13 protein-coding genes and 1 tRNA gene are annotated in these 13177 nt (G+C 61.6%); 7 read left to right on the top strand and 7 right to left on the bottom strand.

What is annotated here, in order from left to right:
* Window positions 1–52 precede the first annotated feature (52 nt).
* The 3 genes from rpsI to ABW043_RS12210 form a co-directional block, all read right to left on the bottom strand.
* Window positions 53–535, bottom strand: a complete 483-nt coding sequence (gene rpsI, locus ABW043_RS12220) for a 30S ribosomal protein S9 (protein WP_353921481.1) — start codon at window positions 533–535, stop codon at window positions 53–55.
* A 1-nt stretch (window position 536) separates the two neighbouring features.
* Window positions 537–1001: a 50S ribosomal protein L13 gene (gene rplM, locus ABW043_RS12215; protein WP_353921480.1), complete on the bottom strand. Its 465-nt coding sequence runs from the start codon at window positions 999–1001 to the stop codon at window positions 537–539.
* A gap of 148 nt (window positions 1002–1149) precedes the next feature.
* Window positions 1150–2211, bottom strand: a complete 1062-nt coding sequence (locus tag ABW043_RS12210) for a COX15/CtaA family protein (protein WP_353921479.1) — start codon at window positions 2209–2211, stop codon at window positions 1150–1152.
* A gap of 78 nt (window positions 2212–2289) precedes the next feature.
* On the opposite strand from ABW043_RS12210, the gene ABW043_RS12205 reads away from it, so the two are divergent.
* Entirely contained in the window at window positions 2290–2502 is a 213-nt protein-coding gene (locus ABW043_RS12205; RefSeq protein ID WP_353921478.1) for a DUF2842 domain-containing protein, read from the top strand.
* A gap of 89 nt (window positions 2503–2591) precedes the next feature.
* On the opposite strand, the gene ABW043_RS12200 is transcribed toward ABW043_RS12205, so the two are convergent.
* The gene (locus tag ABW043_RS12200; protein ID WP_353921477.1) at window positions 2592–3626 is read right to left on the bottom strand and encodes a polysaccharide deacetylase family protein; all 1035 of its coding nucleotides are present in this window, start codon (window positions 3624–3626) and stop codon (window positions 2592–2594) included.
* 73 nt (window positions 3627–3699) lie between these two features.
* Window positions 3700–6009: a GumC family protein gene (locus ABW043_RS12195; RefSeq protein WP_353921476.1), complete on the bottom strand. Its 2310-nt coding sequence runs from the start codon at window positions 6007–6009 to the stop codon at window positions 3700–3702.
* Window positions 6010–6162: 153 nt separating this feature from the next.
* Here ABW043_RS12195 and ABW043_RS12190 point away from each other — a divergent pair, with 153 nt between their 5' ends.
* The 4 genes from ABW043_RS12190 (at window position 6163) to ABW043_RS12175 (ending at window position 10722) form a co-directional block, all read left to right on the top strand.
* The gene (locus ABW043_RS12190) at window positions 6163–6714 is read left to right on the top strand and encodes a polysaccharide biosynthesis/export family protein (protein ID WP_353921475.1); all 552 of its coding nucleotides are present in this window, start codon (window positions 6163–6165) and stop codon (window positions 6712–6714) included.
* Window positions 6715–6749: 35 nt separating this feature from the next.
* The gene (locus ABW043_RS12185) at window positions 6750–7847 is read left to right on the top strand and encodes a glycosyltransferase family 4 protein (RefSeq protein WP_353921474.1); all 1098 of its coding nucleotides are present in this window, start codon (window positions 6750–6752) and stop codon (window positions 7845–7847) included.
* 77 nt (window positions 7848–7924) lie between these two features.
* Window positions 7925–9448, top strand: coding sequence for an undecaprenyl-phosphate glucose phosphotransferase (locus ABW043_RS12180; RefSeq protein ID WP_353921473.1), 1524 nt, complete (start codon window positions 7925–7927; stop codon window positions 9446–9448).
* The gene (locus ABW043_RS12175; RefSeq protein ID WP_353921472.1) at window positions 9445–10722 is read left to right on the top strand and encodes an O-antigen ligase family protein; all 1278 of its coding nucleotides are present in this window, start codon (window positions 9445–9447) and stop codon (window positions 10720–10722) included. The genes ABW043_RS12180 and ABW043_RS12175 overlap by 4 nt, the downstream gene beginning before the upstream one ends.
* Before the next feature lie 54 nt (window positions 10723–10776).
* Here the strand turns inward: ABW043_RS12175 and ABW043_RS12170 are convergent.
* Window positions 10777–10853 (bottom strand) — tRNA-Pro (locus ABW043_RS12170).
* Between the two features lie 113 nt (window positions 10854–10966).
* Between ABW043_RS12170 and ABW043_RS12165 the strand changes: the two genes are divergently transcribed.
* Window positions 10967–11620, top strand: coding sequence for a DUF1345 domain-containing protein (locus tag ABW043_RS12165; protein WP_353921471.1), 654 nt, complete (start codon window positions 10967–10969; stop codon window positions 11618–11620).
* Window positions 11621–11633: 13 nt separating this feature from the next.
* On the opposite strand, the gene ABW043_RS12160 is transcribed toward ABW043_RS12165, so the two are convergent.
* Entirely contained in the window at window positions 11634–12044 is a 411-nt protein-coding gene (locus ABW043_RS12160; protein WP_353921470.1) for a winged helix-turn-helix transcriptional regulator, read from the bottom strand.
* 102 nt (window positions 12045–12146) lie between these two features.
* Here ABW043_RS12160 and ABW043_RS12155 point away from each other — a divergent pair, with 102 nt between their 5' ends.
* Entirely contained in the window at window positions 12147–13160 is a 1014-nt protein-coding gene (locus tag ABW043_RS12155) for a zinc-binding alcohol dehydrogenase family protein (protein WP_353921482.1), read from the top strand.
* Window positions 13161–13177: the final 17 nt, after the last annotated feature.

Raw genomic sequence — 13177 nt, 5'->3', positions numbered from 1 at the left:
CAAAAGAAAAGGGCCGGTTGCCCGGCCCTTTCCAAGAATTTGGGTTTGAAGCTTAGCGCTTCGAGAACTGGAAGGAACGACGGGCCTTGGCCTTACCGTACTTCTTACGTTCGACCACGCGGCTATCGCGGGTCAGGAAGCCACCCTTCTTGAGGGTCGGGCGCAGGGCGGGCTCGAAGTAGTTGAGCGCCTTGGAGATGCCGTGACGAACGGCACCGGCCTGACCGGACAGACCACCACCGGCGACGGTGACGTTGACGTCGTACTGGTCGAGACGATCAACAGCCACGATCGGCTGCTTGACGATGAGCTGGAGAACGGGGCGAGCGAAATAGGCTGCGAATTCGCGGCCATTCACGGTCACCTTGCCCTTGCCCGGCTTGATCCAGACGCGAGCAACGGCGTTCTTGCGCTTGCCGGTGGCATAGGCGCGGCCGAGGGAGTCGAGCTTCTGCACGTGAACCGGAGCCGAGGAGGCAGCGGGAGCAGCAGCGGTGGTGCCCAGGGCTTCGAGGGAGTTGATGGTTTCAGCCATATTACTTCACCCGGACGTTCTTGGAGTTCATCGCGCCGACGTCGAGCTTGCTCGGGTTCTGCGCTTCGTGGGGGTGCTCGCCGCCAGCGTAAACACGCAGGTTCTTGAGCTGGGCGCGGGTCAGCGGGCCGCCCGGCATCATGCGGCGGACGGCGTTTTCCAGAACGCGGTTCGGGAAACGGCCTTCGAGGAGCTCGCGAGCGGTGCGGTCCTTGATGCCACCGGGGTAGCCGGTGTGCCAGTAGAAGCGGTGCTGATCGAGCTTGCGGCCGGTCAGCTTCACCTTCTCGGCATTGATGACGATGATGTTGTCACCCATGTCCATGTGCGGGGTGAAGGTGGCCTTGTGCTTGCCGCGCAGACGCGAAGCAATGATCGAAGCCAGACGACCCACGACAAGCCCTTCGGCGTCGATGAGGATCCACTGCTTTTCGATCTCGCTCGGTTTTGCCGAGTAAGTGGTCATTGTTGAAATCCCTAGAAAACTCTGGTTTGCGACCTCATCCAAAGGACGGATCACAGGTTTCGGAGGGGTCTCTAAGGGGGATTCTAGAAGTCGTCAAGCGCCTTATAAAAGTACTGCAATTTCAATGACTTGCAGATGCGGTATTATATTACCGCACCCTACGCATGTCGGCGACATAGGCAGCAGTGGCGCCGGCCAGCATGAAGGCCAGGGACTGGTGCCCGACAGCCAGCGAGATCGGAACGCTGGCCAGTAGGGTCGCAATGCCGAGGCCTACCTGGAGCAGAACCAGGATGCCGATGCGCGGCAGCCAGCCATGGACGCCACCGAAACCGCCATCCTTGCTACGGCGCCAGATCATATAGGCGACGTAGGCGACAATAACATAGGCGATGCCACGGTGGATAAATTGCACCGTCAGGGCATTTTCGAAGAGGTTCCGCCACGCCGGGTCCATGACGAAGAGGCCCTTGGGAATGATGGCTCCGTCCATGAGCGGCCAGGTGTTGTAGCCCATGCCGGCATCGAGACCGGCGACGAAGGCCCCTGCCCCGATCTGAAAAATCAGCAGAACGCCCAAGGCAGTAGCTGTGGCGAGGTGTCCAAAATTTACGCGGCCGAGTACGCGGCCGGGCTCGATGCTGCGCGCCACGTATATGAGCGCGACGAAGAGCAGCGAGGCGGCGCAGAGGTGGGCGGCAAGTCTATATTGGGAGACCGAGGTGAGCTCGGAAAGACCTGAAGAGACCATCCACCAGCCGAGGAAGCCCTGGAAGCCACCGAGGATGAAGAGCGTGAACAGAGGCAGCGCCAGATTGCGTGAAAGACGTTTCTGGAACAGGAAAATTGCGAAGGGAACAATGAAGATCAGCCCGAGCGCACGCGCCAGGAGGCGGTGAAACCATTCCCAGAAGAAAATGTATTTGAAGTCATTGATGTCCATCCAGGAATGGACGATCGAGTATTGCGGAATCTGCTGGTAGGCTTCGAACTCGGCCTGCCACTGGGCGTCGTTGAGCGGGGGAATGGTGCCGGAAATCGGCTTCCAACTGGTGATCGAAAGACCCGATTCCGTTAACCGCGTGATACCACCGACCACAACGATCAGCAGGACAAAGCTAGCAAGCGCGTAGAGCCAGATGCGAACGGGCCGGAGCAGGTCGCTCGCGTAGCTGATTTGTCCTGGTGCGGCATTGTGCTGGGTGGTCACGGCAACATTCCGGTATCGATGGGGCTGGCGGAGTGGTAATGCCACCCTCGCCCAGTCGCAACAGCCCAGATGCCGCATATGACCCAACGCAACCGCAAATTGATCGGCGCGCTCCTGTGCGTGGCCTCCATTGTCGCCTGGGCGTGCCTCGCCACATCGGTCTACCTGGCGTTTCCGCCGGAGCTGCCATGGTATGTGCTGATCGTCTATTTCATCGTTGCGGGCATGGGCTGGCTGTTTCCGGCCATGGCGATCGTTCGCTGGATGGCGAAGCCGGATGCTCAGGCTTAGGCGACAAGCGACTGCTTAGAAAGCACCCTCACCCGTCTCGCGCTACGCGCGATCCACCCTCTCCCCGAGGGGGAGAGGAATAGGAGGGCTCAGCCGGTCAGTTTGCCTAGCACCGTAAAGATGCCGCCACTGGCAAAGACGTCGACATAGCGTTCGGACTGGAAGTAGCCGTTGAGCGATACGCGCGGCAGCGCGGTCAGGCTTTCGAGGTGGTGCGGATAGAGGCCGCCGGGGCGAGTGGTGACGGCGGTTTTGAAGCCAAGGTCGCGAGCCAGTGCAAATTCTCTGGGGCCGCAGGAGAGCGGACCACCGAGAGGATAGGAAAAGTGGCTCGGGCGGATGCCGAACTGGGCCTGGATTACTTCCACCGATTGCAGCATTTCCTGACGGGCTTCGTCCTCGGAGAGCTTTGCCAGTTCGTAGTGGTGGACCGTGTGGGCGCCGATGGTGCAGAGCGGTTCGCCGGCGAAGAGGCGTAGCTCCTGCCAACTCATGATCAGGTCGCGGCACTGCTTTTCGAGGTCATAGCCGTAGTTGTGGCAGAACTCGGCGAGGAAAGCGCGGCGCTGCGGCTCGGGCAGTTTTCGCAGGTGCCAGTAAAGGCGGTTGAAGGCGTCTTTCTTCTGTGCCGTAGTTGATGTGTCGACATATTCGACCTCGCCATTTTCGGTGAAGGCGACGGCCTCCTGGCGCGCGATGATGTCTTCGATGGCCTGCCACCAGAGCTCGCCGACGCCGTCGACAAATGCAGTGGGGACATAGAGCGTGAAGGGCGCTTCGTGGCGGAGCAGGATTGGCAGGGCGTAGTCGAGATTGTCGCGATAGGCGTCGTCGAAGGTGAGGACGACGAAGGGCTTTCCCTTTTTGGGGGCAGCCAGGCGCGTGACCGCTTCATCGAGGGTGACGATGTCGATGTCGAGATCACGGAGACGCTCGATCGTGTAATCGAGAAAATCGGGGCGAACCTGCAGGATGGCGTTTGGGGAGAAGGCCGGTGGCGCCTCGGGCAGGACGCGGTGCAGCGTGAAGATGACTCCGCGAGAGCTCGATAGTGCACGGGACAGAGCCGGCAGGCGGGAAAGCCAGAGCAATTCGAAGGCAGCGCGGATGGCGGCGTATTTCATGGGGCAACCTCGCGCTTTCTCGTGGACTTGGCTTGGCGCTCAATGCTCGCCGGGTGTGGGCCGGGGGGACCGACTAAGCCGCAACGGCGTCTTCGAGGGCCGAGATTTCCACCCGCTGCAGGCCTGCATTGAGGAGCTGGCTCCGCATATCTTCTGCGCTGCCGGCTTCTTCATCGTCGCTGGTCACCAGCACGACGCGGCCGCCGAGATCGGCGAAGACGGGCAGCGCAGAGCGACCGCCGACACGACCCGTGAGGACGATGACGACTTCGTAGATGTCGCCAAGGGCTTCGACGAGGATCGAGGGCTTTGCGGAGGTGCGGTCGATGGTTTCGCCCTGCCCCCAGACGACTTCGGCAAAACTCTGGTCGGCGGATTTCTGCACGACATCGCCGAAACCGGCATGTCCCATGCTGAGATCGGAAAGACCCGGCGCATTGCCGGTGCGGCCGCTGCCGGCATCGACCAGCACGACGCTGAGCCCCTTGGCGAGACCATCTGCTGCGAGGGCGTCGGCCATGCGGCGGCCGGGTTCGTTATTGCCGTGGTCGGCGAGGAGCAGGAGATGGGTCTTGCCAAGCACGAGGTCGGCTGCAAGATCGGCGTAGCGCACCATGCCGACGATCTCGCGCGGCGATTTCGGACGGATGGGTGTTGCGGCAACGGGTTTCGGCGCGGGCGCTGATTCCATGGCGACGCGAGCCGCATCGCGCTGGGCGCGGCGATCAGCGAGTTCCTGGAGCAGACGACGGGCGCTATCGGACGCCGCAAGCGTAGATTCGGGCTCGACATAAGCGAATGCGGCGGGACGTTCGGGCTCGTCCGGAGTGGGTTCGGGCTCGAGTACGGGGTCGGGTTCGGCCTCGTATACTTCGGAAACAGGCTCTTCGTAGAACGACTCTTCTTCCGGGACTTCTTCTTGCAGGGCTGCCTGAGGGACCACGGCGGGCTCTTCGCGACGCTGGCGCTCCCAGGCATAGGGCTCGATCGGCCGCAGGGCGCGGCCGGACATGAGTTCGCCAAAGACGACGGCGCCAAACTGCACGGCAAAGGTGACGATACCAACGCCGGCAAGAATGAGCGCGGTCTTGGGGAAAGCCGGAGTTACGGACGGCGCGGCTTCGGTGACGACGCGCACGTCGGGCAAGGCCGAGCCGGCGTCGGCGCGGGACGACGCCTCATTGTAGCGCATAAGGTAGGCTTCGAGCAGGTCGCGCTGGGCCTTGGCCTCGCGCTGCAGGCTATCGAGGGCGACGGTGTCTTGCGTGGCGGTAGACGCGGTTTGCTTGAAGCGGCCGAGGTCGGCCTGGAGCGAGGCTTCAAGATCGGCTTCGACCTGGGCCTCGGCTTCAAGCGCGGCGGCGACGCGGTAGCCTTCCTGATTGATGCGATTGTCGAGCTCGGCGATCTGGGCGTTCAGCGCCCTGACGGTGGGATGGTTCGACAAAAGAGTCGCGGAGAGCTGGGCGAGCTGGCCCTGGAGGCGGGCCTTTTCCTGGCTCAACTGCTGCACGACGGCCGAATTGCGGGCGTCGGCGACGCTTTCGATGGGCTGGCCCCGCTCGAGCAGGCCGCGAATGACCGATGCACGCGACTGCGCCGTGTTCTTGCGCTCCTGGGCGGAGGTGATCTGGGTGGTGATGGTGGAAAGCTGCTGATCGAGCAGGCTGGTATTGTTGGTGCCGATGAAGAGGTCGTTGTCGACGCGATATTGGGCGACGGCTGCTTCGGCATCACCCACGACGGTGCGCAGGCGCTCGATTTCCTGGCGCAGCCAATCGGAGGCCTCAGCAGTATCGGAAAGGGAGAGCTGGGCGCGGCGGGCGACGTGCGCCTCGGCTACGGCATTGGCGATATCGGCGGCAAGCTGAGGATCAGTGGAGCGCACCAGGATGGAAATGATGCGCGAGTCGCGCTGCTGGATGACCGTCATACGATCATAGAGCGTGTTGATGACGCGCTCGTCGATGCTGATGGGCGTCGAGCCGCGACCGATAAGCTGCATGACGACGCCGAGCGGGGAGAACCCCGACTGGCTGCCGTTGAATTCGGGCTTGGAACGCAGATCGAGCTTGTCGATGACGCCGAGCAGGGTATCGCGCGACTTTATCAGCTCGATCTGGCTGGAGACGACGCTGGCATCGCCCGCCGTGCTTGCCGGCGCCTGCTCGTTGGCCGAGCGCGTATAAACATTGGAGCGCGGTTCGACGAGAATGGAAGCCGAGGATTCATAGAGCCGCGGCAGCATGGTGAGGACGAGGAACGCCGCCACGAGCACCAGCAGGGTAACGATGATGATGCGCGGCAAGCGCCTGCCAACCGCGGCAAGCACGGCAGTCACGTCAATTCGCGCATCGCGCATTGTCGGGGCATATTCGCTCACGGCAAATCCTCATCATGCCGCGGCACTATCAGGCTTTCGTGGTCAAAAATCGGTTAATTGTGGCGGCATATTCGGAGCAAGCTTGTCCGGCATAAGGAAAATCTTAACCATGACAGGGAATGCTAAGGGCCAATCAAAACGCGCGGATTGACCATGCGCTGGCTTCCCATTCTCGCCTTAACATTGATGATGCCGCTTGCGGGTTGCGCCACGACGCGGCCCGGAAGCTATTTCGTCGAACCGACCGGCCCCTACACACTCGATACTGGCGATGTGGTGCGCGTTTCGGTTTATGGCGACCAGGAACTGAGCAATACCTATCGCGTCAGCGATAGCGGGGCGATCGCCTTCCCGCTCGTCGGCCAGGTGCAGGTGCGTGGACAGACGACAAGCGTTGCTGCGTCGCGGCTCGCCGGGGCTCTTGCCAATGGCTATCTGCGCAATCCCAATGTGGCCGTGGAAGTGGCCGAATACCGGCCCTTCTTTATCCAGGGCGCGGTGCGCACTTCCGGACAGTTCTCCTATTCGCCCAACATGACTGTGCGCGCTGCCATCAGCACGGCGGGCGGCTATACAGAAACGGCGGATCGCAACCAGGTGACGGTCTATCGTCGCCAGGGCAATGAAATGGTTCGCGGCCCGGCCGACCTCGACTTCCCCATTTATCCCGGTGACACGATCGTCATTTCCGAACGCTGGTTCTAAGCGGGATGGAACGGCCCCTGCGCATCTTGCAGGTTATGCGCGCGCCTGTAGGCGGGCTGTTTCGGCATGTCGCGGATTTGACCCGAGGGCTGAAGGCGCGCGGGCATAGTGTCGGGCTGATCGTTGATTCTCTCGCCAGCGACGCACAGACCGAGCGGCGGCTCGATGCGCTCCGGGAATTTGCCGATCTCGGTGTGCATGCCATGCCCATGCCGCGCCTTCTCGGGCGGGGCGATCTTTCGACGCCATTTGCCGTGCGCAAACTGGCGCGGGACCTCTCGATAGACATTCTCCACGGCCACGGGGCCAAAGGGGGCTTTTACGCCCGGCTGGCGCATATAGGGCGCAAGCGGCCATTGGCGCTCTATACGCCGCATGGTGGGGTGCTGCACTTTTCAGCGCGGTCGCGGAGCGGCAAGGCGTTTCACTGGCTGGAGCGGCGGCTGCTCGGGGAAACCGGCGCCATCATTTTCGAGAGCAACTTTGCCCGGGAAACCTATGGCCGGTTGATCACGCCGCCGACCTGCCGGACCGAGATCATTTATAACGGCCTCGATGCCGGTGAGTTCGAGCCGGTTGAGATTGCCAGGGATGCTGCGGATTTCGTCTTTGTCGGCGAATTGCGCGAGCTGAAAGGGATTTTTACGCTGGTCGAAGCCATGGTGGGGCTGAGGCGGAAGGATGGAAGCCCGGCAACGCTGGTGATGGCAGGGGATGGACCGCAGCGGGCTGAGCTGGAAGAGCGGATTGCCGCACTATCGCTTGGGGAGCGCGTGAAGCTGGTTGGGTCGCAGCCGGCCCGGACGGTGTTTGCGCAGGGACGCGTGGCGGTATTGCCGTCGCTGGCGGAGTCCCTGCCCTATGTGGTGCTGGAGGCGACGGCGGCGCAACTTCCGGTGGTGACGACGAGCGTCGGCGGCATTCCCGAGATCTTTGCCGGGACGGCAGAAACGCTGGTTTTGCCCGGCGATGCCGCGGCACTGGCAGCGGCGATGCAGGCCGTGCTCGATCACCCGGACGTGGCGCAGGCGGAGATGCAGGTGCGCCTCAAGCGCGTTGCGACCGAGTTCTCGCTCGAGACCATGGTGGGGCGAATCGAGGCGCTCTACCGTGACGTGCAGGACAAAGGCTAAAGACCTGCTTCATCGACTATAAACGCATTGCGCGCATCATCCGGCCGGGTGTGAGTGAGTTTTTCCGGTAGCGTGCGATGTTTCGTGTCGATCCCAAGCAGGCCATTGAGGACCATGCTTCCCGTCAGCCCGACGGGGATGGGGCCGGACCAACACTTTCCGCAGCCGCCACCGAAATCGCCAATCGTCCGGTAGAGCGCACCTATTCCGGTACCATCATCGTTGGCGTGGCGCAGGTCGTCGAGGCCTTGCTGCTGGCGATTCTGGGCTATGGCATTCATGCCGCCTATGTCGAATCCGGCCAGGAAGGCTTTTACCTGCTGGTGACGCTGGGCGTCTGTCTGGCGACCAATATCGGCCTTAACCTGTTGCGAGCGCACCGCATTACCACCTATCGGCGGGTTGTCGGGCAGTTCGGGCGCGTGCTGGCCGTGTGGCTGGCCGTCATGGCGGTGGTGACGGTCGCGATCTTCTTTTTCAAGGCGGGCGACATGGTTTCGCGCGTCTGGCTGCTTAGCTGGTTCGTGTCGGGCGCGGCCCTGCTCATCGTCTATCGCCTGTTGCTGCGCTTCCTCGTGCAGCGCTGGACCGATCTTGGGCGCCTCAAGCGCCGCACCGTCATCGTGGGTGGCGGGCGCGATGCGGAAGTGCTGATCGAGCAGATCGTCAGTGGCGCCGACAAGGATATCGAGCTGCTGGGGCTGTTCGATGATCGTTATGACGAGCGTTCGCCGGATTCGGTCGCGGGGCTGGCCAAGCTGGGCAAGGTGTCGAGCCTGATCGAATTTGCGCGGGTGACGCCGGTCGACCTCGTCATCGTCTCGATGCCACTTTCGGCGGAAAAACGCGTGCTGGACATGCTGACCCAGCTCTGGGTGCTGCCGGTGGACATTCGCCTCTCGGCGCATATGAGCAAACTCAAGTTCACCGACCGGGCCTATTCCTATGTCGGCGGCGTGCCTGTGCTCGATATGGCCGACCGGCCGATTTCGGACTGGAACCTGGTCTTCAAGTGGGTGTTCGACAAGCTCGTGGCGATCACGGCGCTTATCCTCCTGTCGCCGATCATGATTGCGACGGCCATCGCCATCAAGCTGACGAGCAAGGGGCCGGTTTTCTTCGTGCAGAAGCGGCACGGCTTTAACAACCAGCTCATCAGCATCTACAAATTCCGCTCGATGCGGACGGATATGCTCGATGCGGGCGCGGCCAAGCTCGTGACCAAGGGCGATCCGCGCGTCACGCGCGTCGGCAAGTTTATCCGCAAGACTTCGATCGATGAATTGCCTCAGCTTTTCAATGTGTTGAAGGGTGAGCTTTCGGTGGTGGGGCCCCGTCCCCATGCCTTGCAGGCCAAGGCCGACAACAAGCTCTATTATGAAGCCGTGGAAGGCTACTTTGCGCGGCATCGTGTCAAGCCAGGGATGACCGGCTGGGCCCAGATTCATGGCTGGCGCGGCGAGACCGACACGATCGACAAGATCATGCAGCGCGTGAACCACGATCTCTACTACATCGAGAACTGGAGCCTCCTGCTCGATCTCTACATCGTGCTGATGACGCCGGTTTCCCTCATAGCCAAGAGCGAGAACGCCTATTGACGATCTCGGGCACATTCGACTCCGCGCTGGGATCGAAGTGGGCCGGCGCTGATTACGTTCGCCAGCGGGCACTGAAACTGCTCGATGGCGTCGTGGCGCTATGGATCTTTGCCGGCGGCGTCGTGCTGATCGAGCCATCGCCCTATGAGGTGATGTTCCTGCTGGTTCTGCCGGTGGCGATCATGGCCGGGATCGGGCTCTATCGCTCGACCTTCGGGCTTTTGGCGATCATGCTGTGCTTCACGCCCTTTGCGCTGATCGCGGCAATACAGGTGCGCTTCACGCCGATCAGCGAGGCGCTGATCTTCACGGCGGTGACGATCTTCCTGATGCTGACGAGCTATTTCGTCGCCAATTACCTCGCCGAATCCACCGAGAAGCGCATGCGGGTGATCATGCGCGCCTATACGGTGATTGCGGTGATCCTCGCCATTATCGGGACGCTGGCCTATCTGCGGCTGATGCCGGGGGCCGATCTGTTCCTGCGCTATGACCGCGCCAAGGCGACATTCAAGGACCCCAACGTCTACGCGCCCTTCCTGGTGCTGCCGGCCATGTTTGCGCTGCAGCGGGTGCTGCTGGGGCGCGGCTGGCAGTCATTTATGGCGGCGGGGGTCTATTTCGTGCTGTTCGTCGGCGTCTTCGTCAGCTTTTCGCGCGGCGGCTGGGGGCACTTTGCGGCCTCGTCGCTGATCACGCTGGTGCTGGTTTTCCTGCTGGAAGCCGGTGCGCGGGACAAGGTGCGTATCCTGCTCATGACGCTCATTGGGGCCGGCATGCTGATCGTGGCGCTTGGCGGATTGCTCTCGGTGCCTGCGGTCGCCAATTTCTTCGAACTGCGCGCGTCCTCGCAGAACTACGATACGGGCGAAACCGGCCGGTTCGGGCGGCAGGGCTATGCGCTGGAGCTGGCGCTGGACAATCCCTGGGGCATTGGGCCCGGCGAATTCCGCAACCTGCGCATCATCGAAGAGCCGCACAATGTCTACATCACCGTGATTCATGTCTACGGCTGGGGCGGCGGGTTGCTCTACTATCTGATGGTCATCGCAACTCTATGGAAAGGCACGGTCATGCTGCTGCGCCCTTCCCCATATCGGCTCATGGCTATTCCGGTGATGGCGACATTCACCATGGTCGTTGCCGAGTCAGCGATCATCGACTCCGACCACTGGCGGCACTTCTTCCTGCTGATCGGGCTGGTCTGGGGGCTATCGACGGCTATTGCCAACGAACAACGCGTGTCGGCGCGCCGCGAGCAAATGCTGGTCTAGAATAGAAAAAGGCCGCGACAAGATCGCGGCCGAACACTCGGTCATTTGGTAAAATGGTCGGAGCGACAGGATTTGAACCTGCGACCCTTTGTCCCCCAGACAAATGCGCTACCAAGCTGCGCTACGCCCCGACTGCGCGGAGACATAGACAAACAGGTGTTTTGACGCAACCCTGATTTTTCCCAGAATGGAAACAAAGGGTGATTTGGTGTGGAAGTGTACGATTGCGTGAGGGAAACCCGCTTTGCCTGTCCGGTTCACAAAAGTGCTAGGGCGCCACATCGCGCCGCCGCGTTTTGCCCTGTTTTCAGTGATCCTGCTCGTCCTGCTGGCCCTGGCCACGCTGGCGGGCATTGAACTTCAGATCGCTGTTCTCGCCAGTTTCGACGTGGCTACGCTGGTCTTTCTGGCTGCAGCAATTCCGCTATTGAACGACGACATGGCCACCATGCGGTCGACTTCGGCGGCAAACGACGCCAATCGCGTGGGCCTGCTGGCGATAACCCTCCTGGTTCTGCTCATCGTGCTGATTGCGGTGGGGACGCTGATTGGGCATTCGAGTGCCTATTCGATCGAGGTGCCGCTGATACTGGGTTCGCTGACACTGGCGTGGCTATTTGCCAATACGATCTTCGCCCTGCACTACGCCCATATCTACTATCAGCAACGGGACGGTCGAGACTGGGCGGGGCTGAACTTTCCCGGCGACCCAACGCCCGACTATTTGGATTTTTTCTATTTCAGCTTCACCTTGGGGATGACGTTCCAGACCTCGGACGTCACCATAAGCGAGCCGCACATGCGCCGGATCGCGCTGGCCCAAGGGGTTGCAGCTTTCCTGTTCAACCTCGGCATCCTGGCCTTTGTGATCAACACGGTCGGCAGCCTCTATAGCTAGCTGACAGTAGCGATCAATCGGCTGGCTGAAGCTGGCTTTGCGCGTCCGTCGAAGCGTCGCGCGGATCATGGCCGTGCGGCTTGCCATAAAGGCCGATATTGGCATCGCCCCAAGTGTGCAGGGCCAGGAGGATCGGCTTCATGGTGTTGCCCAGTGGAGAGAGCGAATACTCCACCTTTGGCGGGACCTGGGCGTAGACCTTGCGGATGATGAGCCCATCTTCCTCCAGCTCGCGGAGCTGGTTGGTCAGCATGCGTGGGGTCACCTTGCACAGGTGCCGCTGGATGGCGTTGAAGCGCAGGGTACCGTCCTTCATGAGGTGAAAGAGGATCACCGACTTCCACTTGCCATCAATAAGCCCGATGGCTGCCTCGACGGAACAGCCGGGGCTGCAGTCAAAACGCGAGTGTCGGGCCTTGGCCATTTGCAGTATCCTTTTTGATAGTATGTGCAGTTTTTGACCGTATTGCACGCAAGTGAAGGTAGGCTCATCTCCAGCTCACAGCAAGCACAGAGGAGCTGAATGATGAAAGCCGTTGGCTACACAATCGCAGGACCGATCGATCGCGCCGAGGCGCTGGTTGATATCGACATCGAACGCCCTCGCGCCCTAGGGCACGACATTCTGGTCGAGGTCGCGGCCGTCTCAGTCAATCCGGTCGATGCCAAGGTGCGGCAGGGGTCGCACCCGCCGGATGGGCAGTGGAAGGTCCTGGGCTGGGACGCAGTCGGGCATGTCGTCGAAGTCGGGGAGCAGGTCACGGGGTTCAAGCCGGGTGACGAGGTTTACTATGCGGGCTCGATCGCCCGGCCCGGTGCCAATAGCCAGTTTCATCTGGTGGATGAGCGTATTGTCGGGCGGAAGCCGCGTAGCCTCTCCGATGCTGAAGCGGCGGCACTGCCGCTGACGGCCATCACCGCCTGGGAGATGCTGTTTGACCGGCTTGATGTTCGCAAGCCCGTGGCCGGAGCGGCCAATGCCATCTTGATCGTGGGTGGTGCCGGTGGCGTCGGGTCGATCGCGATTCAGCTGGTGCGGGCCCTGACGGACCTGACCGTTATCGCCACGGCTTCGCGGCCGGAAACCAGCCAGTGGGTTCGCGATCTTGGGGCTCATCATGTGATCGATCACAGCAAGCCTTTGGCTGAGCAGATCGAGGCCTTAGGCATTGGCGCGCCGGCCTTTGTGTTCTCGACGACGGAAACGCAGCGGCATCTTGGCGAGATCGTCAAGCTGATCGCGCCGCAGGGGCGGTTTGGGCTGATCGATGACCCCGAGATGCTCGATGTCCTGCCCTTCAAGCGCAAGGCGGTGTCGACGCACTGGGAACTGATGTTCACGCGCTCGCTGTTTGGCACGAGCGACATGAATGAGCAGGGCAAATTGCTCGATGCGGTTGCCTCGCTGATCGATGAAGGCAAGATTCGCACGACGGTCAGCGAGGTATTGAGGCCGATCAATGCGGACAACCTCAAGAAGGCCCATAGCCTGATCGAGACCGGCAAGGCCAAGGGCAAGATCGTGCTCGAGGGCTTCTAAGCTGAAGCCCGGCCCGT

This window comes from Devosia sp. (genome assembly GCF_040509215.1).
Classification (GTDB): domain Bacteria; phylum Pseudomonadota; class Alphaproteobacteria; order Rhizobiales; family Devosiaceae; genus Devosia.
Note: the sequence above shows the minus strand (reverse complement) of the source record. Positions and strands in the feature narration are given on the sequence as shown.

Bases quoted from the DNA above. Each gene is read 5' to 3' on its own strand.
- rpsI (WP_353921481.1), bottom strand. From the start codon at position 535: ATGGCTGAAACCATCAACTCCCTCGAAGCCCTGGGCACCACCGCTGCT.
- rplM (WP_353921480.1), bottom strand. From the start codon at position 1,001: ATGACCACTTACTCGGCAAAACCGAGCGAGATCGAAAAGCAGTGGATC.
- ABW043_RS12205 (WP_353921478.1), top strand. From the start codon at position 2,290: ATGACCCAACGCAACCGCAAATTGATCGGCGCGCTCCTGTGCGTGGCC.
- ABW043_RS12200 (WP_353921477.1), bottom strand. From the start codon at position 3,626: ATGAAATACGCCGCCATCCGCGCTGCCTTCGAATTGCTCTGGCTTTCC.
- ABW043_RS12190 (WP_353921475.1), top strand. From the start codon at position 6,163: ATGCGCTGGCTTCCCATTCTCGCCTTAACATTGATGATGCCGCTTGCG.
- ABW043_RS12185 (WP_353921474.1), top strand. From the start codon at position 6,750: ATGCGCGCGCCTGTAGGCGGGCTGTTTCGGCATGTCGCGGATTTGACC.
- ABW043_RS12180 (WP_353921473.1), top strand. From the start codon at position 7,925: ATGTTTCGTGTCGATCCCAAGCAGGCCATTGAGGACCATGCTTCCCGT.
- ABW043_RS12160 (WP_353921470.1), bottom strand. From the start codon at position 12,044: ATGGCCAAGGCCCGACACTCGCGTTTTGACTGCAGCCCCGGCTGTTCC.
- ABW043_RS12155 (WP_353921482.1), top strand. From the start codon at position 12,147: ATGAAAGCCGTTGGCTACACAATCGCAGGACCGATCGATCGCGCCGAG.